21 protein-coding genes are annotated in these 20,780 nt (G+C 64.5%); 12 read left to right on the top strand and 9 right to left on the bottom strand.

The window, feature by feature from the left end:
* Window positions 1–9: 9 nt before the first annotated feature.
* Genes AC27VE_RS01305 through AC27VE_RS01285 form a run of 5 tightly spaced genes read right to left on the bottom strand, consistent with a single transcriptional unit; the run spans window position 10 to window position 6,628 of the window.
* On the bottom strand, window positions 10–501 hold the full coding sequence (locus tag AC27VE_RS01305) for an aromatic-ring-hydroxylating dioxygenase subunit beta (protein ID WP_488702855.1): 492 nt from the start codon (window positions 499–501) through the stop codon (window positions 10–12).
* Window positions 498–1,817: an aromatic ring-hydroxylating dioxygenase subunit alpha gene (locus AC27VE_RS01300; RefSeq protein ID WP_006226421.1), complete on the bottom strand. Its 1,320-nt coding sequence runs from the start codon at window positions 1,815–1,817 to the stop codon at window positions 498–500. The genes AC27VE_RS01305 and AC27VE_RS01300 overlap by 4 nt, the downstream gene beginning before the upstream one ends.
* Window positions 1,818–1,837: 20 nt before the next feature.
* On the bottom strand, window positions 1,838–2,815 hold the full coding sequence (locus AC27VE_RS01295) for a PDR/VanB family oxidoreductase (RefSeq protein ID WP_006226422.1): 978 nt from the start codon (window positions 2,813–2,815) through the stop codon (window positions 1,838–1,840).
* A 26-nt stretch (window positions 2,816–2,841) separates the two neighbouring features.
* The gene (locus tag AC27VE_RS01290; protein ID WP_006226423.1) at window positions 2,842–4,386 is read right to left on the bottom strand and encodes an indolepyruvate oxidoreductase subunit beta family protein; all 1,545 of its coding nucleotides are present in this window, start codon (window positions 4,384–4,386) and stop codon (window positions 2,842–2,844) included.
* A gap of 13 nt (window positions 4,387–4,399) precedes the next feature.
* A complete protein-coding gene (locus AC27VE_RS01285) occupies window positions 4,400–6,628 on the bottom strand; it encodes a ferredoxin family protein (protein WP_006226424.1) in 2,229 nt (742 codons plus the stop codon).
* 368 nt (window positions 6,629–6,996) lie between these two features.
* On the opposite strand from AC27VE_RS01285, the gene AC27VE_RS01280 reads away from it, so the two are divergent.
* The 6 genes from AC27VE_RS01280 (at window position 6,997) to AC27VE_RS01255 (ending at window position 13,358) form a co-directional block, all read left to right on the top strand.
* Complete coding sequence (locus AC27VE_RS01280; protein WP_006226425.1) at window positions 6,997–7,503, top strand: MarR family winged helix-turn-helix transcriptional regulator; 507 nt, start codon at window positions 6,997–6,999, stop codon at window positions 7,501–7,503.
* A 183-nt stretch (window positions 7,504–7,686) separates the two neighbouring features.
* The gene (locus AC27VE_RS01275; RefSeq protein WP_006226426.1) at window positions 7,687–9,258 is read left to right on the top strand and encodes an ABC transporter substrate-binding protein; all 1,572 of its coding nucleotides are present in this window, start codon (window positions 7,687–7,689) and stop codon (window positions 9,256–9,258) included.
* Window positions 9,259–9,402: 144 nt separating this feature from the next.
* Window positions 9,403–10,392, top strand: coding sequence for an ABC transporter permease (locus tag AC27VE_RS01270; RefSeq protein ID WP_088587736.1), 990 nt, complete (start codon window positions 9,403–9,405; stop codon window positions 10,390–10,392).
* Window positions 10,392–11,306 carry an ABC transporter permease gene (locus AC27VE_RS01265; protein ID WP_006226428.1) on the top strand — a complete coding sequence of 305 codons (915 nt, stop codon included), beginning with the start codon at window positions 10,392–10,394 and terminating at the stop codon, window positions 11,304–11,306. The genes AC27VE_RS01270 and AC27VE_RS01265 overlap by 1 nt, the downstream gene beginning before the upstream one ends.
* Window positions 11,307–11,313: 7 nt before the next feature.
* Window positions 11,314–12,366, top strand: a complete 1,053-nt coding sequence (locus AC27VE_RS01260; RefSeq protein WP_006226429.1) for an ABC transporter ATP-binding protein — start codon at window positions 11,314–11,316, stop codon at window positions 12,364–12,366.
* Window positions 12,363–13,358 carry an ABC transporter ATP-binding protein gene (locus AC27VE_RS01255; protein WP_488702854.1) on the top strand — a complete coding sequence of 332 codons (996 nt, stop codon included), beginning with the start codon at window positions 12,363–12,365 and terminating at the stop codon, window positions 13,356–13,358. Before AC27VE_RS01260 ends, AC27VE_RS01255 begins: the two co-directional genes overlap by 4 nt.
* Window positions 13,359–13,562: 204 nt before the next feature.
* Here the strand turns inward: AC27VE_RS01255 and AC27VE_RS01250 are convergent, their stop codons facing one another.
* Together AC27VE_RS01250 and AC27VE_RS01245 are read right to left on the bottom strand one after the other, a co-directional pair.
* On the bottom strand, window positions 13,563–14,078 hold the full coding sequence (locus AC27VE_RS01250; protein ID WP_488702853.1) for a hypothetical protein: 516 nt from the start codon (window positions 14,076–14,078) through the stop codon (window positions 13,563–13,565).
* 122 nt (window positions 14,079–14,200) lie between these two features.
* Window positions 14,201–14,992 (bottom strand): AraC family transcriptional regulator, encoded by a 792-nt coding sequence (locus tag AC27VE_RS01245; protein ID WP_427955638.1) that lies wholly within the window; start codon window positions 14,990–14,992, stop codon window positions 14,201–14,203.
* A gap of 96 nt (window positions 14,993–15,088) precedes the next feature.
* Here AC27VE_RS01245 and AC27VE_RS01240 point away from each other — a divergent pair, with 96 nt between their 5' ends.
* From AC27VE_RS01240 to AC27VE_RS01215, 6 genes are all read left to right on the top strand, one after another.
* On the top strand, window positions 15,089–16,012 hold the full coding sequence (locus AC27VE_RS01240; RefSeq protein WP_488702852.1) for a DMT family transporter: 924 nt from the start codon (window positions 15,089–15,091) through the stop codon (window positions 16,010–16,012).
* Window positions 16,013–16,098: 86 nt separating this feature from the next.
* Complete coding sequence (ettA, locus tag AC27VE_RS01235; RefSeq protein WP_169274244.1) at window positions 16,099–17,772, top strand: energy-dependent translational throttle protein EttA; 1,674 nt, start codon at window positions 16,099–16,101, stop codon at window positions 17,770–17,772.
* 59 nt (window positions 17,773–17,831) lie between these two features.
* Window positions 17,832–18,104, top strand: a complete 273-nt coding sequence (locus tag AC27VE_RS01230; RefSeq protein ID WP_488702851.1) for a type II toxin-antitoxin system VapB family antitoxin — start codon at window positions 17,832–17,834, stop codon at window positions 18,102–18,104.
* Window positions 18,091–18,471 (top strand): type II toxin-antitoxin system VapC family toxin, encoded by a 381-nt coding sequence (locus tag AC27VE_RS01225; RefSeq protein WP_488702850.1) that lies wholly within the window; start codon window positions 18,091–18,093, stop codon window positions 18,469–18,471. Before AC27VE_RS01230 ends, AC27VE_RS01225 begins: the two co-directional genes overlap by 14 nt.
* Before the next feature lie 77 nt (window positions 18,472–18,548).
* Window positions 18,549–19,082 carry an isochorismatase family protein gene (locus AC27VE_RS01220; RefSeq protein WP_488702849.1) on the top strand — a complete coding sequence of 178 codons (534 nt, stop codon included), beginning with the start codon at window positions 18,549–18,551 and terminating at the stop codon, window positions 19,080–19,082.
* Window positions 19,083–19,272: 190 nt separating this feature from the next.
* The gene (locus AC27VE_RS01215; RefSeq protein ID WP_039882797.1) at window positions 19,273–19,497 is read left to right on the top strand and encodes a YMGG-like glycine zipper-containing protein; all 225 of its coding nucleotides are present in this window, start codon (window positions 19,273–19,275) and stop codon (window positions 19,495–19,497) included.
* 104 nt (window positions 19,498–19,601) lie between these two features.
* Here the strand turns inward: AC27VE_RS01215 and minE are convergent, their stop codons facing one another.
* Entirely contained in the window at window positions 19,602–19,862 is a 261-nt protein-coding gene (gene minE / locus AC27VE_RS01210; RefSeq protein ID WP_006226437.1) for a cell division topological specificity factor MinE, read from the bottom strand.
* A gap of 3 nt (window positions 19,863–19,865) precedes the next feature.
* Entirely contained in the window at window positions 19,866–20,681 is an 816-nt protein-coding gene (gene minD / locus AC27VE_RS01205; protein WP_006226438.1) for a septum site-determining protein MinD, read from the bottom strand.
* Window positions 20,682–20,780: the final 99 nt, after the last annotated feature.

The raw sequence follows: 20,780 nt of genomic DNA, 5'->3' as shown, positions 1-20,780 counted from the left end.
AAGCCGCTCCTACATGAACAATTGGATGTTGCCGAACGCGGCGTCGCAGTTGACGAGGTCAACGCGCTTCAGGCGGATACGCAGGGCGCCGTCCTGCTCCACCAGATGGTGCGTGGTCCAGCCGGCGTAGAGCGTCTGGGCGTCCTGGCGGGTTTCGACGTAGTGGAAGGCGGTGCGCACGACGTGGTGGCCTTCGGCGGGCGCCGAGTCGGGATGGCCGTGTTCGACCGTGGGCGCCTGCAGCAGGTGGTGGCAACGGCTTTTCGGCTGCTGCGAAAACGTGCGCTGGCCGGCCAGCCGTTCCACGCGCACGCGCAGCAGCAGCTTGTCTTCGTACATCAGCGAGGCGTGCAGCTTTGGGTCCGTCTGACCGTGCGCCAGCGGCATCCAGTAGTAGCCGTCTTCGGTGTACAGGTCCAGCCAGTCCTCGAAGCGCAGCTCGTCCAGCAGGCGCGCCTCGGCGTAGACAAAATCGATCAACTCGCGGTCGCTTGCGCTCATACCGACTCCGGTCCGGTCATGTAGCGGCCCCATGCGCGGTACTGGTTGCGCATCTGCCATTCATTGGTGCCATTGGTGGTGACGTTCTTCTGGTCGATTTCGTCGGGCGTGTACAGCCGGCCCACGTTCACCCAGTCGCGCGCGCGGGAATTCAGGCCGTCTTGCGCGCGTTCGTACATTTCCAGGTCGTCGTGGCCAACAACCGAGGTGGGCGCATTGATCAGCCGGTTGTACATGAGCGTGCGTTCCAGCAGCAGGTCGGGAGCGCCTACCAGGCGGAACGTCCACGATTCGACCAGCGTGCGGTCCGCGGCGATGGGCTTGAATACTCGCAGCGTCTGGATGGGGCCCTTCACCATGATGTTGGGGAAGTACACGGTGTTGTGACGCACGTCGCCCAGGATCTGCTTGGCGCGCTCCTCGCCATAGGCGGCGACCATCGCGTCCCAATAGCCGGGCACGCCCGAGTAGGACGCGTGGATGGAGTCCGACACGCCCGTGTGGCCGTGCCCGTTTTCCCACACGCGGATGCCCATGTTCTCGAAGAACTCGTAAGGCGAGATGAAGGGCGCGAACAGTTCCACCGCCATCGGTTTGGGCGTGCCTTCCGGCGCCTGTTCCCAGACCTTCACGGCCGTGCCGGCCGACGATTCGTGCGCCACCATGGGGTGGCAGGTGTCGGTCTGGTTGTCGACCAGCATCTTCCAGTTGCAGCGGTGCATGTAGCGCAGCACGCCACCTGCCACTTCCAGCCGGCCTTCGGGCGAACGGTCGACCATGTTGTCCAGCGTGGACAGTGATTCGCCGAAGAAGTCCTCGAAGGACTGGCCTTCCGGATTCAGGCGGCAGAAGACGAAGCCGCGATGGTTCTTCACGTCCTTGACGGCCGCCATGCCCTGGCTGGCTTCGCAGTTCTCCAGCCCGGTGTTCTCGTAGCCCTTCTTCAGCGGGATCGACAGCAGGCTGCCGTCCGTCTTGAAGGTCCAGGCGTGATACGGGCAGCGGAAGAACTTGCCGGTGTTGCCGCAGGCATCGCCCGCCACCATCGTGCCCTTGTGCGGGCAGCGGTTGTGCAGCACGCGCACGCTCTTGTCGCTGTGGCGAACCATCACCACGGGCTGGTTGCCCACGGTGGTGGTGATGTAGTCGCCCGGATTGGGCACCTGGCTGTCGTGGCCGACGTAGACCCAGGTGTTGGCGTATAGCCGCTCCATCTCGAGGTCGAACAGTTCCTGGTCGATGAACAGGTCCTTGTGGACTTCGGTATCGCGCAACAGGGCGCGGATGGCGTCGGGGTTATCGCGGTATTTGGCCATGGTCGCTTCCTTGTCCGGCCTTAGAGGTCCAGCACCAGACGCGCCGACTTCGCGCGCGAGATGCAGATCTGGATGATCTTGCCGCTGGCCTTCTCGGTGTCCGAGAGGTAGTAGTCGCGGTGGTCGGGCTCGCCTTCCAGCACCGTGGCCTGGCAGACGCCGCACTCGCCGCGCTTGCAGTCGAACATCGGATCGCAGCCTTCTTCTTCCATGACGTCGACGATGGTCTTGTCGGCGGGGATGGTCAGCGTGCGGCCCGATTGGCGCAGCTCAACCTCGAATGGCTGGTCGCCGGCCTGCGGGGCGGCCGTGACGAACAGTTCGAAATGGATGTGGGCGTCGGGCCAGTGGCGCGCGCGGGCCTCGTGGATGACGGCGTCGATCAGCCCTTTGGGGCCGCAGACGTACAGGTGCTGCTTCGGCGAGGCCGCGGCCAGCAACGCTTGCAGGTCGAAGCGGCATGAGGGGTCGTCGTCGGCATGCACGGTCAGGGCGTCGCCCGCCAAGGCGGCAAGTTCGGGCAGGAAGGCCAATTGGTCCTTGCTGCGTCCGCAGTAATGCAGATGAAAGTCGCGGCCGGCGGCTTTCAGCGCGGCGGCCATGGATGCCACCGGCGTGATGCCGATGCCGCCCGCGATCAGCACCACGGGCTCGTCGCCCGCAGGCGATTCATGCAGCGGAAAATCGTTCTTCGGGCCTTCGACCGTCAGTACGTCACCTTCGGCAAGCCCATGCATGTGGCGGGATCCGCCCTGGCTGGATTCTTCCAGCCGCACACCCAGCCGGTATTCCACAGGCTGGGCGAATTGCCCGGCCTGGGGCGCCAATTGCACCAGCGAATAGCAGCGCGGGTCGCGCAGGCCCGGCACCGTCACCTTCAGGTGCGCGCCCGGCCCGAAGGCGGGCAGCGGGCCGGCGTCCTCGCGCGCCAGGCGGAAGGATCGGATCAGCGGCGACTCTTGCCGGACTTCCCGGACGATCAGTTTGAGTGTCTGCACGGCGGTTGTCTCTTTCTGTGTTCTTGTCAGGCGGCCAGCTTGTCAGCCAGCTGGCGTTCCATGGGGCCGCACTTCTCGTTGGCCAGCGCGGTGTCGCGCAGGGCGCGCAAGGTGTCGGCGGCATCGGGGCGGCCCACCAGTTGCGCCGCCGCGGCGATCAGTTGGCGGTACTTGCCGCCGCCGCGCACATGCGTGTCGCTATAGCCCTTGACCAGGCGGCGGCAATTGACGGTTTCGACGGCCAGGGCGTAGTCCTGCGGCGCCAGGCGCGCGATCAGGTCCAGCCACTGTTCCAGGCCGGCGGATTCGATCTGGTGGCGCAGCGTGCTGCGGCGAAAGCGCCGCATGCCGGCCAGCGAATACAGCATCAGGAAGCCGCCCAGCGTGCTGCTTTGCATCAGGCGGCCCTTGCCCAGGCGGCGTTCCACAAAGCCGCCGAAGGCCTTGGAGCCTTCCAGCCAGCGCCCCATCCGTACGGGCAGGGTCCCGCAGATCTCTTCCAGCCGCGGATGCATGTAGTCGGTCGTCAAGACCAGCTGTTCCGGGCGCGCGCCCACTTCCTGGCGCACGCGGTCAAAGCGCGAGCCGCGCGTCTTCAGGTCGGCGACGCGGATCACGTCGTCGTAGGCCATGGCCGTGGCCACGTAGCGGGCCGCGGCACAGGTCAGCGCCCACTGTTGGGCCTCACCGCCGTGTTGGGCGTCCAGGTCGCGCAGCGTCTTCATGCGGCGCAGGTAGTCGGCGGCGTAGGCGGCGTCCTGGAATTCCAGCTGGCGGCGCACCCCGGCCGTCAGCATGGGCTGCGCACAGGCGGGGAAGTCGCGCTTGATGGTGTCCAGCAAGGCCTGGGTCTTGGGGCTGGCGGCGCGCTCGGGTACGGCAGGCACCGGGCGCGTCAGGTCGATGGCGGCCGGCTGGGCCGGGGCCTGGTGAGCGGCGTCGAAGCCCAGCGCGAAGGCGCGCAGGCTGGCTTCCACGCCCAGCCCCGCGCGGCGCACGGTGGCTTCGAAGTCTTCGCGGGAAAAGGGCAGGGCGCCGCTGCCGGCCACCGCGCCGAACAGGCTGGCGCTGATGACGCTGCCGGCGCGGTCCGCCAGGTCTTGCAGGTCGAAGCACAGGAAGCGCTTGGCGGCGGCGCGGCCGGCCTCCAGTACCTTGTTGGGATCGGCGATGCCGTTGCCCGGCGCGGATTTTTCGCTGACGGCGTAGCTGCGGTGTGACGACGAAAGCAACACCGTGCGTTCCGGGGTGACCAAGCCGCGCTGGATGGCGCGGCCGCCTTCCATCAGTTCAGCGGCCACCACCAGGTCCACGTCGCCCGGGGTGGGCATCAGCGCCAGGGCCGGCGGCCGGCCGGCGCGCTGCACGTCGGCTTCGGGCAGCAATTCCAGGTAGTAGATCGTGGCGCCGGTACGCTGGGCCACGCCCGGCACGGACGTTGTCTGCGCCCACCAGCCGGCGTGCTCGGCCATGTCGACGATCCAGTCGGCCAATACGCCGCCGCCCTGGCCGCCCATGGCCAGGATGGCGATCTTGATCGGGTTGCCTTGTTGCAGTGCCACCGGGTTCATGAAGCTGTCGTCCTTACAGGGCGTATTGGGCCAGGCGCGCCGCGCGGCGGCGTTGCAGGAAACCGATGACGGCACCGCGCACCCGGGCCAGGAAGCGGTCGCCGCCCGTCGGGTTGTGCACGATGTCGGCGCGGTAGAAAGACGGGCACAGCACCGCGGCATGGGCGACTTCGCCGCAGTTGCCGCAGCCGACGCAGCTGCTTTCCACGTGCGCCACCGGGTCTTCCTTCAAGGGGTCGCCGCTGTCCTTCACCGACAGCGACGGGCAGCCCGACAGGCGGATGCAGGCGTGGTCGCCGGTGCAGACGTCAGGGTCCACGCCAAAGCGTTCCTTCACCACCCGCTTGCCTTCCTTGACCGCCTTGTTGAACAGCGGCTTGATGCGGCGCTGCTTGTTCAACATGCATTCGGACTGCGCGATGATGACCTTGGGACCCTTGATGTCGGTGGTCAGCGCCTCTTCGATCGTGGCGCGCACGCGTGCGACGTCATACGTGCGGTCCAGCGTGCGCACCCATTTCACGCCCACGCCGCGCACGGCATGGTCGATGGGGTTGTTGGTGGAACGGTCGGGGTTCTCGGCGCGAGACGACAGGATGTCCTGCCCGCCGGTCGCCGAGGCGTAGAAGTTGTCGACGATGACGATGACGCCGTCGTACTTGTTGAACACCGCGTTGCCGATGCCCGAGGACAGGCCGTTATGCCAGAAGCCGCCGTCGCCCATGATGGAGATCGGGCGCTTGGCGGCCGGCACGTTGAAGGCCGCCGCGCTTGACGCGCCCAGGCCGTAGCCCATCGTGGTGGCGCCCAGGTTGAAGGGCGGCAGGATGGAGAACAGGTGGCAACCGATGTCACAGGAAATATGGTGCTGCCCCAGCGTTTCCTGCGCCAGCGTCAGCGCGGAAAAGATGGGGCGTTCGGGGCAGCCCGTACAGAAGCCGGCGGGCCGTGGCGGCACGACGGACGCCAGGCCTTCCACCTGCTTGTGGAAGGTGATGGGCTGCTCCACGGCGACGGGCTTGGCCGGCTTGGGACGCGAGACTTCGGTGATTTCCAGCTGGCGCGCCTCGGCTTGCGCATCAACCGCCACGGCCGGATGGGTCTGCAACGATTCCGGGCGGTGGCGCTTCAGGAATTCGCGCACGCCGTCGCGCATGACTTGCGTCGTGTACTCGCCCGCCATGGGCAGCACGTCCTTGCCGGACAGGTGGGTGTCGATGCCGGCTTTGCGCAGCACGGCATGCAGATTCTGCTCGATGTAGTCGGGCTGGCCTTCTTCCAGCAGCAGCACGGCGCGCTTGTCGCGGCAGAAATCGATGACCTCGTCTTCGATGACCGGATAGGTCACGTTCATGACGTACAGCGGAATGCGGCTATTGCCGAAGTTGTCGGCCAGGCCCAGCAATTGCAGCGAACGGATGACGCCGTTGTACAGGCCGCCTTGCAGGATCAGGCCGATGTCTTTCTGGTCGCCGTCGAAGTGCTCGTTGAGCTTGTGTTCCTTGATGTAGCGGATGGCGGCGGGCCAGCGCTCTTTGATTTTTTCCTGCTCGTGCAGGAACGAGGCGGGCGGCAGCACGATGCGGCTGGTATCGCGCGCCGGGCTTTCCAGCGCTTCGGCCAGCGAAAAGGCGGGCCGCTTGTTTTCCTTGGCGATGAAGCGGCCATGCACGTGGCAGCCGCGGATGCGCAGCTGCAGCATCACGGGCGTCTTGCTGGCTTCCGACAGTTCAAAGCCGTCTTCCACCGCCTTGACCATGCTTTCGAGGTTGGGGCGCGGATCCAGCAGCCAGATCTGCGACTTCATGGCGAACGCGTGCGAGCGTTCCTGCATGATGGACGAGCCTTCGCCGTAGTCTTCGCCCACGATGACCAGCGCGCCGCCCGTGACTCCGCCAGAGGCCAGGTTGGCCAGCGCGTCGGAGGCGACGTTGGTGCCTACGGTGGATTTCCAGGTGACGGCGCCGCGGATCGGGTACATGACCGAGGCAGCAAGCGTGGCGGCGGCGGTGGCTTCCGAGGCGCTGGCCTCGAAATGCACGCCCAGCTCTTGCAGGATGTCGTTGGCGTCGGCCAGTACGTCCATCAGGTGCGAGATGGGCGAACCCTGGTAGCCCGCCACATAACCCACGCCGGATTGCAGCAGGCCTTTCGTCACGGCAAGGATGCCCTCGCCGCGAAACTCTTCGCCTTCGCCGATGCGCAACTGCTGGACTTCTTTCTTGAAAGACCTTTCAGCCATCTCGAACTCCTTCGCGGGCCGGGTTGCCGGTCCTCAAGCCTTGCTGCCGTGCAGCATCGTCATGCCACGAAAACTTCATCTGAAAAATACTTTAGGAGTCAACGTTTTAGCTGTCAACAAAAAAGATGAAATTTCATGGAAATCAAAAAATATCACGCTAAAACAAGGGTGTATATACTGGTTGTTCTCTAGGCCGATGGCGGTATTTCAGCGCCGGCATGGTGCAAAAACGGGTTGCGATTCCGGGTATACCCTGTGCTGCGCAACAGCATTGCGGCTCATCATGGCGCGTGTTTGCGCCGTCGTGGTGCAATGCGCTTTTCGGCCGTCGGCCAAACATGAATTCCGGTGCGTGGGAGCAAAGCAACATGCGGTTGGACAAGCAGCGGGACACGCTTCTGACAGGTCGGGGCGCGGCGGGGCCGCGTTTCGTCGACGGCTACCTGGCCTATCTGCTGGCGCAGGCCAGCCAGCGCATTTCGGCCGAATTCCATTTGCAGGTGAAGGCGGCCGGGTTGTCGGTCACCGAATGGCGCGTGCTGGCCAGTCTGGAAGGCAGCCCGGGCGAAACCATCGGCACGCTGGCGGTGCTGGCTATCACCAAGCAGCCGACGCTCAGCAAGGTGGTGCAACGCATGGAGGCCGAAGGGCTGGTGGCGCGCACCGGTGTCCGCGCCGACCGGCGCCAGACGCGGGTCTGCATCACGAACAAGGGCACCCATCTGATCGCGTCCCTCTGCGAGCAGGCGCTTCAGCATCAGAAAGCGGTGCTGGCGCCCTTCGGCGAAGAACGCGCCGCGTTGCTGATCGAGATGCTGGGCGTGCTGATGACGGAACACGTGCCGCTGGAGCTGCCGATCGACGCGGACGAGTAAGCCTGTTGCAGGCGCGCACTCGAACGCTGTTCGCTTCTATTATTTTGTTACAAGCATATGCGTCCCCAATTGTTCTCTCCCTGTGAAAAGGGTCTCCGGTACGCATAAACCCTGAATTGACGCGGTTCTGGCGCGTAGGCACACTCGCGCCGGTATTCAGACTAATGTCAGGAGTTAACCCCTATGCGCCGCACCTTGATTGCTATCGCGATCGCCGCCGCCGTGGCTGTGCCCTCGATCGGGCAGGCCAAGTCCTTCCGCTGGGCCGCCCAGGGCGACATCCTCACCTTCGATCCGCACTCCCAGAACGAAGGCATGACGATCGCCGCCAACAGCTACATCTACGAACCGCTGGTGGACTACGACAAGACGTTCAAGGTGGTGCCGCGCCTGGCGACGGAGTGGGAGCAGCTGTCGCCCACCCTGTACCGCTTCAAGCTGCGCCCGGGCGTGAAGTTCCATGACGGCGCCGCCTTCACGGCGGACGACGCGGTCTTCTCGATTCATCGCGCCATGGCCCCGACGTCGAACTACAAGGCCTACACGACCGGCATCAAGGAAGCGCGCAAGATCGACGACCTGACGATCGAGATCGAAACGTCGGCGCCCAACCCCGTGCTGCTGCGCCAGCTGACCAACGTGTTCATCATGAACAAGGCCTGGTCCGAAAAGAACAACATCGCCAAGCCGCAGGACTACGTCAACAAGGAAGAGACCTACGGCGCGCGCAATACCAACGGCACCGGCCCCTACAAGCTGAAGTCGCGCGAAGTGGACGTGCGCACGGTCTTCGAAGAAAACAAGGACTGGTGGAACAAGGCCGGCAAGGTCGGCAACGTGACCGAAGTGGTGTTCACGCCGATCAAGCAGAACGCCACGCGCACCGCCGCGTTGCTGTCCGGCGAAATCGACTTCGTGCTGGACCCGGCGGCCCAGGATCTGGAGCGCATCCGCCAGGCGCAAAAGGTCGTGGAAGGCAACGAATACCGCACCATCTACCTGGGCCTGGACCAGAAGCGTCCGGAACTGCAGTACTCGAACATCAAGGGCAAGAACCCGTTCCAGGACATCCGCGTGCGTGAAGCGCTATATCGCGCCATCGACGTGGACGCCATCAAGCGCGCCGTGATGCGCGGCCTGTCCGCGCCCACCGGCACGATGATCGCGCCGCAGGTGCATGGCTGGGCGGAATCCGTGCACAAGCGCGTGCCCTACGATCCCGAGAAGTCCCGCGCGCTGTTGAAGGAAGCCGGCTACGACGGCACCTTGAACTTCACGCTGGACTGCCCGAACAACCGCTACATCAACGACGAAGCCATCTGTCAGGCCGTGGTCGGCATGTGGGCCAAGGTCGGCGTGAAGGCCACGATGAACGCCATGCCGCGTTCCACGTACTTCCCCAAGGTGCAGTCGTTCGACACCAGCGCCTTCCTGTTTGGCTGGGGCGTGCCCACGTTCGACGCCATGTACTCCCTGCAGAACCTGATCCGCACCAAGGGCGAAGGCGCTGACGGCATGTACAACCTGGGCGGCTACAGCAACAAGGAACTTGACGTGATCATCGATCGCATCAAGACCGAAACCGACCCCGCCAAGCGCGACGCCGACATCATCACCGTGCTGCAAGGGCACGCCAAGGACTTCGGCCACATTCCGCTGCATGACCAGGTCATCCCCTGGGCGATGCGCAAGAACGTCACGGTCATCCACCGTGCCGACAATCGCCTCGTTGCGGATTGGGTCAAGGTTGACTGACCCTGATTAACCGGACGGCGTGGGGTCTACCCGACCCCCGCCGTTTTGTTTTCTTCTTTTCCGCCGAGCGGTCCCAAGGAAAATACGCCCCCTTGGGAGGCAGCACGCACGCTGACCGTGCGCGGCGTGGGGGTATTTCCATCTATGTTTGCTTTCATACTGCGTCGCCTGTTGCAGGCCGTAGCGGTGATGCTCACCGTCGCGCTACTGGCCTTTGTGCTTTTTCAATACGTCGGCGACCCTGTCACCATCATGCTGGGGCAGGACGCCACCGATGCCGAGCGCATCGAGTTGCGTGAACGCCTGGGGTTAAACGAGCCCGCCATCGTTCAGTTCGGCCATTTCGTGGCCAACGCCGCCCAGGGAAATTTCGGCATTTCCCTGCGCCAGAGCGAACCCGTTTCCACCTTGCTCAAATCCCGCTTGCCGGCCACCTTGGAACTGTCCATGGTGGCGGCCTTGCTGGCGCTGGTCGTGGGCGTGCCGCTGGGCGTGTACACGGCGCTCAAGCGCAATAGCCTGGTGTCCCAGATGCTGCTGGCGGGTTCCCTGCTGGGCGTGTCGTTGCCCACCTTCCTGATCGGCATCCTGCTGATCCTGGTGTTCTCCGTGCAGCTGGGCTGGTTGCCCAGTTACGGGCGCGGCGAAACCGTCAGCGTGGGCTGGTGGACGTCGGGGCTGTTCACGGCCACCGGCTGGAAGCACCTGATCCTGCCATCCATCACCTTGTCGCTCTTCCAGATGACGCTGGTGCTGCGCCTGGTGCGATCCGAAATGCTGGAAGTGCTGCGTTCGGACTACATCAAGTTCGCGCGCGCCCGGGGCCTGAAGCGTCGCGCCATCCACTTCGGCCATGCGTTGAAGAACACGATGGTGCCGGTCATCACGATCACCGGCCTGCAGCTGGGCGGCATCATCGCCTTCGCCATCGTCACCGAGACCGTGTTCCAGTGGCCGGGCATGGGCCTCTTGTTCATCCAGGCGGTCCAATTCGCCGACGTGCCGGTCATGGCCGCGTACCTGTGCCTGATCGCGCTGGTGTTCGTGGTGATCAACCTGATCGTCGATCTTCTGTATTTCGTCGTGGACCCGCGCTTGCGTTCGGGCATGACCCGTGCCGGGGGAGCTCACTGATGCGCGCCGTACTCAAACGCTGGTGGGACAGCGACCTTGCCTGGGCCTGGCGCCGGGCGCCCGTGGCCATCGTGGCGACCGTGCTGCTGGCGCTGCTGCTGATCGGCTCCTTCGGGGCCGGCTGGGTCGCGCCGCACAACCCTTTTGACCTGACCACGGTGGAATTGCTGGACGCCTTGCTGCCCCCCGCCTGGGAGGCCAACGGCCAGCAGACCTATCTGCTGGGCACCGACAGCCAGGGCCGGGACCTGTATTCGGCCATCCTGTACGGCACCCGCGTGTCGCTCCTGATCGGGCTGGCGTCGGTGGTGCTGTCCATGCTGATCGGCATCGTGCTGGGGCTGATCTCGGGATACGCGGGCGGGCGCATCGATGCGTTCATCATGCGAATCGCCGACGTGCAGCTGTCGTTCCCTGCGATCCTGATCGCGTTGCTGATCGACGGGGTGGCGCGCGCCGCCGTCCCGCGCGAGATGCATGAGCTGATCGCATTCCCGGTGCTGATCGGCGCCATCGCGCTGGCCGGCTGGCCGCAGTATGCGCGCACGGTCCGCGGCTCCACGCTGGTGGAGAAGAACCGCGAATACGTGCAGGCCGCGCGCGTGATCGGCGTGGCATCCCCCGTGATCATGTTCCGCCACGTGCTGCCCAATGTGTTGGGGCCCGTGCTGGTGTTGGCAACGGTGCACCTGGCCACCGCCATCATCACCGAGGCGACGCTGTCGTTCCTGGGGGTAGGGGTGCCGCCGACGGCGCCGTCGCTGGGCACGCTGATCCGCATCGGCAACGACTTCCTGTTTTCCGGCGAATGGTGGATCACCATTTTCCCGGGCGCGGCGCTGGTGCTGCTGGTGCTGTCGGTCAACCTCCTGGGTGACTGGCTGCGCGATGCGCTCAACCCACGGCTGAATTGAGGTAACCATGAGCGCACTTCTAGAAGTCCGCAATCTGCGCGTGGAATTTCCCACGCGCCGCGGCACGCTACGCGCCCTGGACGATGTGTCCTTTTCCATCCAGGCGGGTGAAGTCCTGGGCGTGGTGGGGGAATCGGGTGCCGGCAAATCGCTGACCGGCGCGTCCATCATCGGCCTGCTGGAGCCGCCCGGGCGCATTGCCGCGGGCGAGATCCTGCTGGCGGGCCGTCGCATCGACAACCTGCCCGACGAGCAGATGCGCCGCGTGCGCGGCCGCGAGATCGGCGCGGTGTTCCAGGACCCGCTGACCTCGTTGAATCCGCTGTACACGGTGGGCCGGCAGTTGGCGGAAACCATCGTCACGCACCTGGACATGACGTGGTCGCAGGCGCGCAACCGCGCGGTCGAACTGCTGGCGTCCACCGGCATTCCGGCGGCGCGTGAACGCATCGACCACTATCCGCACCAGTTTTCGGGCGGCATGCGTCAACGGGTGGTGATCGCGCTGGCCTTGGCGGCCGAACCCAAATTGGTGGTGGCCGACGAGCCCACCACCGCGCTGGACGTGTCCATCCAGGCGCAGATCATCGAACTGCTCAAACGCCTGTGCCGCGAACATGGCACGGCGGTGATGCTGATCACGCACGACATGGGCGTGATTGCGGAAACCGCTGACCGCGTGGCGGTGATGTACGCGGGCCGCGTGGCCGAGATCGGCCCGGTGGCGGACGTGATCCACAAGCCGCGCCATCCATATACGGCGGGGCTGATGGGATCGATCCCGTCGCTGGAGGGCCATCGCGACCGGCTGGTGCAGATCGATGGCAGCATGCCGCGCCTGAACGCAATTCCGCCGGGCTGCGCGTTCAATCCGCGTTGCGGGCAGCGCCTGCCGCGCTGCGCGACGGAGCGCCCCGAGTTGCTGCCTGCGGGCACGTCGCGCGCGGCCTGTTGGCTGCATGACAACGGCAATGCCCCCACGACGCTCCCGCCTGGCGGGTTTGTCGCCCCCGACGGGGCGGGGTGGTCCGATGGCAAACGATCAGAGGAGGCAGCATGAGCGCGCCCTTGGTGGAAGTGAAGGACGCGGCGCGCTGGTTCGATGTGTCGCCGCCGTGGTTGGAACGCAAGCTGGCCGGCAAGCCCAAGGTGATGCTGCGGGCGGTGGACGGCGTGTCGTTCGAGATCGCCCGCGGTGAAACGCTGGCGCTGGTGGGCGAATCGGGCTGTGGAAAATCCACGGTCGCCCGCATGTTGGTGGGCCTGTATGGGTTGACGCGCGGCGATATCCGCTTTGACGGGCAGCCCTTGTCGCGTATGTCGGAACCCGGCGGGCGCGCCTTGCGCAAGCGTTTGCAGATGATTTTCCAGGATCCCTATGCCAGCTTGAATCCGCGCTGGCGCGTGGGCCGCATCATTGCGGAGCCGATGCTGACGCATACCCAGATGACGCCGGACGAACGCGTGGCGCGGGTCAGCGAATTGTTGAAGCAGGTGGGCCTGGATCCGGCGGATCAGGGGCGTTATCCGCACCAGTTTTCCGGCGGGCAGCGCCAGCGCATTTCGATCGCGCGGGCCTTGGCGGTGAATCCGGAATTCCTGGTGTGCGACGAGCCGACGTCGGCGCTGGACGTGTCAGTGCAGGCGCAGGTGCTGAACCTGATGAAGGACCTGCAGCGCAAGCTGGGGCTGACGTACCTGTTCATTTCGCACAACCTGGCGGTGGTGCATCACGTAGCGGACCGGGTGGGGGTGATGTACCTGGGGCGCATGGTGGAAGTGGCGCCGCGCGACGAGCTATTCGCGCGGCCGCGGCATCCCTATACGCGGATGCTGCTGGAGGCGATTCCGGATATCAACGGGGCGGGCAAGCCGCGCACTGCGGTGGCCGGGGAAGTGCCGAATCCGTTGAATCCGCCATCAGGGTGCACGTTTCATCCGCGGTGTCCGCATGCGAACGATCGGTGCCGGGCGGAGGCGCCCGTGGCTCGGCTGACGGGGGTTTCCGTGGTGGCTTGCCATGCCGTGGAGGAGGGGCGGATCGCTGCGTGATCCGTCGGTTCTTTAGGCGTCAGAGGGGCAGGGCGGGAAGATCTTGCGGGGCCGCCAAAGTCGGCCGCGCGGGCGGCCTTTTTTGGCATTTGGTGCTGGAAGTTCGTTGCGTCGTAGGATGGGTGGAGCGCGTGGATGTGGTGGCCGGGGCGCTGGCGGCTATCGCGCGCAACCCATCACCCGGCTGCGCCGGGCTGCTGCCAATCAGTGGCGCGGCTCTTCGACGCGTTCGTACGGCGTGTCGTCGTCTTCGTCGTCTTCATCGTCGTCTTCCTCTTCTTCCTCGCTCGGCTCCGGTTGCGGTTCTTCCGTCAGGGCGAAGGGCAGGACGTCTTCCAGGTTGTCGGACCAGGCGGATTCTTCGCCGTCGTGGTCCAGCTTGATGAAGCGCTCGCCTTCATTCATGGAAATCTGGACGGCCCAGAGGTAGAGGCAATCGTAGGTGTCGTCGTCGGCGTGGGGCAGGCCGCCGCGGTTGCCCAGGATGCGGGCGCCGGGGCCGCCGAGCTGGACGTGCGTCTGGTCTTCTTCGGTCGTTGCATTTTCGTCCAGCGGCACGCCGTAGGTGACCCATTCGGTGCCTTCGTCGCCCAGGATCACTTCAGCCAGCACGGGCTTGCCCAGATAGGCGCTGAGCGCGTCGGCGGTCTTGGCCAGCATGTCCAGTTCGGATGCGCTGAAGTGGGTCACGGAGGCGGGTGGGGTAGCAGAGGCGGACATGAAGGGGTTCCTGGGCGCGATGAAGCCGCGACGGCACGGCAAGATACATGAGTCAGGCGTTATTGTCGCGCGATCGGCGTTGCAGTGCATCGGACGCTTGGATGACGACGCCAGCCGCGCGGTCAGGCAGGGGCCGCGGCGCTGCGTTTGCGGGCGCTGTCGGGGGATTCGCCTGTCAGGCGCTGGAACATCGCGATGAAGGCGGACGGCGTGCTGTAGCCCAGTTCGCGGGCCACTTCCTGCACGGGGCGGCCCGCGTCCAGCAGGCCCAGCGCCGACACGACGCGCAGGCGCTGGCGCCATTCGTTGAACGACATGCCCAGGTGTTGTTGGCAATAGCGCAGCAGCGTGCGTTCGGTGATGCCTGCGCTGGCGGCCCAGTGCGCCGCGCCGCGCTTGTCGCCCGGCATGCGCTGCAGCGCCGACAGAATGGGGGCCAGCACCGGATCGGTGCATGACGGCAGGTAGCTCGCGTAAGCGCGGGCCTGGCGGAGCTGGTCGATGACGATCTGCGCCATGCGGCGGTCTTCCGGCGTAGCCGGATAGCGGATGCCGCGCCGTTCGAAGTCGGCCAGGATCGCCCGTGTGACTGCGCTGATCTCCAGCGTGCACGGCGCGTCCGGCAGGCCGGCGCAGGCCTCGGCCGGGATGTCGATGCAGGCGTAATGCACTTCGCCTTCGTTCTGGCAGCAGTGCTCCACGTGTGGCGGTATCCAGATGGCGTACTGCGGCGGGGACAGGTAGGTGACGCCGTTGATGGCGATTTCCATGATGCCCGACAGCGAAAAATTCAGTTCCGCCCACGGCGAGCTGTGACGCTGCATGCTGGAATGCGGCGTGAAGTGCAGGATGCGGCAGGCCAGCGGATAGGGCAGGTGGCCGGCCAGGATGGGCGCGGTATCAGCCAGTTCCATGTCGGAAGTTCGTGCAGATTTGTCTGTTTTTCATTATATACGTTGTCTCGGACAGGGCCTACACTGGCCCCCTATCCTTATCGGCAAGACTCGTCCATGACGCGCGACACCCCCCACATTCCCGCCCGCTACCTGTTGTTCCCCTTGCTGGCGGCCCTGATCTGGTCGGTCAACATGATCGTGACCAAGATGGCCGCCGGCGTGATCTCACCCGCCGTCATCGGCTTTTACCGCTGGGCGATCGCCGGCGCCGTGCTGACGCCGTTCGCCCTGCCGGGCGTGTGGGCGCAGCGCCGCCTGATCGTGCCGTACCTGCCCAAGTTCGCGGTGCTGGGCGGGCTCGGGATGGCGCTGTACCAGGGGCTGGCCTACGTGGCGGCCTCCAGCACCACGGCGACCAATATGGGCATCATCACGGCCATGATCCCGCTGCTGACCATCGCGGTGGGCGCAGTGGTGCTGCGCCAGCGGCCCACGCTGATGGCAATGCTGGGCGGCCTGGTGTCGCTGGCCGGGCTGGCGCTGCTGATCGGCGAAGGCGACCCGTCGCGCCTGCTGTCGGTGGGCGCGAACCCGGGCGATCTGCTGATGGGCTTGGCCGCGCTGGCCTATGCGCTGTACGGCGTGCTGCTGCGCCGCTGGGGCCTGCCGGTGGGGCCGTGGCAGTCGCTGTACGTGCAGGTGGCATTCGGCGTGCTGTTCCAGCTGCCGGCCTTCCTGATGGCCGCGCCGTCCCCGCTGAACGCCGACAACGTGCCGCTGGTGCTGTACGCGGCGATCTTCCCGTCCCTGTTTGCGCCCTTCCTGTGGATGCAGGGCGTCAAGCACCTGGGCCCCAACCGGGCCAGCATCTTCCTGAATCTGATGCCGGTGGGCACCGTGGCGATCGCCGCGGTATTCCTGGACGAAAAGCCTCACGTCTTCCATATCGTGGGCGGCGTAATGGCGCTGGCCGGGGTGATGCTGGCGCAAATGCGCACGCCCCGCCTGGGCCTGCGCACCGGCAAAGCGGCGGGTTGAACGCCTTCGGCGGCTCCTGACGCGCGCCTGTCAGGGTTCCGGCCTACAATCGACGGTTCATCAGCTTTCTTTCCCTATACGAGCCCATGGCCCAATACGTCTACACCATGAACCGCGTCGGCAAGATCGTGCCGCCCAAGCGGCAGATCCTGCGTGACATCTCGCTTTCGTTTTTTCCTGGCGCCAAGATCGGCGTGCTGGGCCTGAACGGCTCGGGCAAGTCGACGCTGCTGAAGATCATGGCTGGCGTCGATAAAGAGATCGAAGGCGAAGCCATTCCCATGCCGGGCCTGAACATCGGCTATCTGCCGCAGGAACCGCAACTGAACCCCGAGCACACGGTGCGCCAGTCGGTGGAAGAGGGCCTGGGCGCCGTCGTCACCGCCAAGAAGCGCCTGGACGAGGTCTATGCCGCCTACGCCGAGCCGGACGCCGATTTCGATGCCTTGGCCGCCGAACAGGCCGAACTGGAAGCCATCATCGCCGCGGCAGCTTCCAGCGGTTCGGACGATATCGAGCACCAGATGGAAATCGCTGCCGACGCGCTGCGCCTGCCGCCCTGGGATGCCATCGTCGGCAATCTGTCCGGGGGTGAAAAGCGCCGCGTGGCCCTGTGCCGCCTGTTGCTGTCCAAGCCCGACATGCTGCTGCTGGACGAACCCACCAACCACTTGGACGCCGAAAGCGTGGAGTGGCTTGAGCAATTCCTGCACAAGTTCCCCGGCACCGTCGTCGCCGTGACCCACGATCGCTACTTCCTGGACAACGCCGCTGAGTGGATCCTGGAACTGGACCGCGGCTACGGTATTCCGTGGAAGGGCAACTACAGCTCGTGGCTGGAACAGAAAGAAGACCGCCTGAAGCAGGAAGAGTCCTCGGAATCCGCCCGCCAGAAGACCATCAAGAAGGAACTGGAGTGGGTGCGCCAGAACCCGAAGGGCCGCCAGGCCAAGGCCAAGGCGCGTCTGGCCCGCTTCGAGGAACTGTCGTCCTACGAATACCAGAAGCGCAACGAAACCCAGGAAATCTTCATTCCCGTGGGCGAGCGCCTGGGCAACGAGGCCATCGAGTTCAACAACGTCAGCAAGGCCTATGGCGACCGCCTGCTGATCGACAACCTGAGCTTCAAGGTGCCGCCGGGCGCCATCGTCGGCATCATCGGCCCCAACGGCGCCGGTAAGTCGACGCTGTTCCGCATGATCGCGGGCCGCGAGCAGCCGGATTCGGGCGAAGTGAACATCGGCCAGACCGTGAAGCTGGCCTATGTGGACCAGTCGCGCGATGCACTGGAAGACAAGAAGACGGTGTTCGATGCGGTGGCCGACGGCGCCGACATCCTCACGGTGGGCAAGTTCGAAATGTCGTCGCGCGCCTATCTGGGCCGCTTCAACTTCAAGGGCGGCGACCAGAACAAGGTCGTGGGCCAGTTGTCGGGCGGTGAACGCGGCCGCCTGCACATGGCCAAGACGCTGATCGCCGGCGGCAACGTGCTGCTGCTTGACGAACCGTCCAACGACCTCGACGTGGAAACGCTGCGCGCGCTGGAAGACGCGTTGCTGGAGTTCCCCGGCAGCGTCATGGTCATCAGCCACGATCGCTGGTTCCTGGACCGCATCGCGACCCACATCCTGGCATTCGAAGGCGATTCGCAAGCGGTGTTCTTCGACGGCAACTACCAAGAGTACGAAGCCGACAAGAAGCGCCGCCTGGGCGAAGAGGGCGCCAAGCCCAAGCGCCTGCGCTACAAGGCACTGAAGTAAGCCTTAGCCAGTAAAGCAGTCTGAGAAATCCCAGCCAACGCGCTGGGATTTTTTTTGCGATGATAGAATCAAAAAATGCATCAAATGATGTATTTTTTGATTCATCTCCTGGCGAGGGCAACATGCGAACCACGGTGACGCTCGATGACGACTTGCTTGAGCAGGCGCGAACCTATACCGGTATCCAGGAGACGTCGGCGCTCGTGCAGCAAGCACTGGTCAATCTTGTGCAGAAAGAAGCAGCTAAGCGTCTGGCCAAACTGGGCGGCAGCTCGACCAAACTGAAGCCGACTCCCAGGCGGCAAACTGAGACCTCCGATGATCCTGGTTGATACGTCGATCTGGGTTGATCACCTGGGGCCGGCCGGCGAGCCTCGGCTGGTGCAGTTACTGAACAATGAGTATGTGCTGATGCATCCGTTCATTGTTGGCGAACTGGCACTGGGGTCGCTGAGCAAGCGAGACTTGGTGTTGGGCGCGCTGACGCTCTTGCCGCAAGTCGTGCGGGCGAGCCACGACGAGGCGCTGCATTTCCTCCACGCCGAAAGACTGTTTGGCAAAGGAATTGGCTATGTTGACTTGCACCTGCTTGCATCCACGCGGCTGACTCCAGGCGCATCGCTGTGGACCAAGGACAAGCGGCTGCGGTCCGTCGCCATGGACTTGAAGCTGTGCGTCGAGCCGCCGCTATATCATTGAATCTGCATAGGCAGGTTCTCAGGCCCGGCCGCTGGTTCGATTCGACACGCTATCCGCAGGATTTCCGGAGATATCCCATGTTGCTGCAAGCCGCAGATTCCACCCTTCTCATCGTCGACATGCAGGGCCGGCTGATGCCGGTCATCCACAATGGCGATGCCGTGCTGAGCACGGCGCACAAGCTCGCACAGGCGGCGCGCCTGCTCGATGTGCCGGTGATCGCCACCGAGCATCACAGCAAGATGCTGGGCGTCACGGTGGATCCGCTGCGCGATATCGTGCAGGCCACGTTCCAGAAGATGCACTTCTCGTCCGCGCGCGAACCGGGTTTCGAGGCGTGGCTGCCTGCCGCGCGCAAGACGATCCTGGTGGCGGGGTGCGAGGCCCACATCTGCGTGCTGCAAACCGTGATCGGCCTGTCGGACATGGGCTACAAGGCCGTGCTGGTGTCGGACGCGGCGGGCTCGCGCAAGCCTGCCGACCATCACGCGGCGCTGCGCCGCGCTCGCGCGCACGGCGCCGAAATCGTCACTTCAGAAATGGCGATTTTCGAATGGATGGAGACTTGCGAGCACCCGCGCTTCCGTGACGTGTTACGTCTGGTCAAATAACCGACGCGGCCTGCAACACTGTCCCGGGGGCACGCAAAGATTCACTCGCCGTTTGACACAATTCCTGGGCAAACCTAACACCACCCGCCCGTTTATTTTGAGATCCTGAATGCTCTAAACCCATAAGGGGACCGCGCGCTCGCGTCAGGTCCATGGTGCGGCCCCGGGGTACAAGAATAGGAGCCTCATCATGAAAATCGCATCTCTTTCCAAAATCTGTGTCGCACTGGCAATGACCGCCGCCATGGCTGGCTGCTCGTCCTGGGACGGCATGAGCCATCGTCAGAAGAGCACGGTCGGCGGCGCCGCCTTGGGCGGTGTCGCAGGCGCCGTGATCACCAATGGCGGCGTCCTGGGTACGGTGGGTGGAGCGGCGATCGGTGGTGTGATCGGCGATCAGGTCGGCAAACACTAAGCCCCCGCGCCCCAAGCAAAACGCCTGGCATTGCCAGGCGTTTTTTTTATCGTCGTGTTTTGCACGAGGGCTGAAGCGCGCCGGATGGCCGGCGCGCGTCGGCGTTATGGCGCCTCGTTTTGTGGCATCTCGATCTTCACTTCCAACACTTCCAGCGTGTCCTGGCGTTCCAGGTGCACCTTGATGTCTTCGGGGTTGATCTTCACGTATTTTGAAATCACGGCGATAAGTTCCTGCTGCAACTGCGGCAGGTAGTCGGGCGAGTCGCCGCGGCCCCGCTCGTGGGCCAGGATGATCTGCAACCGTTCCTTGGCAACGGAGGCGGAAGATTTCTTTTGACCAAGCAGAAACGACAGGAAGGACATTGCTTACTTGCCTCCGAACAGGCGTTTCAGAAGACCGGGCTTTTCGTAATCGGTAAAGCGCAGGGCCTTGTCTTCGCCAAGGTAACGGGCCACGACGTCCTTGTAGGCTTCGGAGACGTCGGTATCTTTCAGGTGGATGGCCGGCAGGCCTTGGTTCGACGCTTGCAGCACCGCTTCCGATTCGGGGATGACGCCGATCAGCTTGATGCGCAGAATGTCTTCGATGTCGCCCAGCGACAGCATTTCGCCGTCGACGACGCGCTTGGGGTTGTAGCGCGTGAGCAGCAGGAATTCCTTGACGGGCTCGCCGCCGTCCACAGCCCGCTTGGACTTGGCGGCCAGGATGCCCAGGATTCGGTCGGAGTCGCGTACCGACGAGACTTCCGGGTTCGTCACGACCAATGCGTCGTCGGCGAAATAGGCGGCCATCAGCGCGCCCGTTTCAATGCCGGCGGGCGAATCGCAGACGATGTACTCGAAGCCCATTTCCTTCAGGTCGTTGATGACCTTTTCCACGCCTTCCTGCGTCAGCGCGTCTTTGTCGCGCGTTTGCGAGGCGGGCAGGATGAACAGGTTTTCAAGCTGCTTGTCCTTGATCAGCGCCTGGTTGAGGGTGGCTTCGCCCTGGATCACATTGACGAAGTCGTACACCACGCGACGCTCGCAGCCCATGATGAGGTCGAGATTGCGCAGGCCGACATCGAAGTCGATGACAGCGGTCTTGTGGCCCCGCATCGCGAGGCCCGCGGAAAAACTGGCGCTCGTCGTGGTTTTACCCACGCCGCCTTTGCCGGAAGTCACCACAACAATGCGTGTCATGACGATCAAACCCTTATGTTCGAATAAATCGCGTTATCGTAAAGCAAAAAGCCCGTGTAAGGCTTCTTACAGAATGTGTTGAGACGTTCGCGCACCAGC

The organism is Achromobacter sp. 18P8.1.1, assembly GCF_057799415.1.
This window is presented reverse-complemented; position numbering and strand designations above follow the sequence as displayed.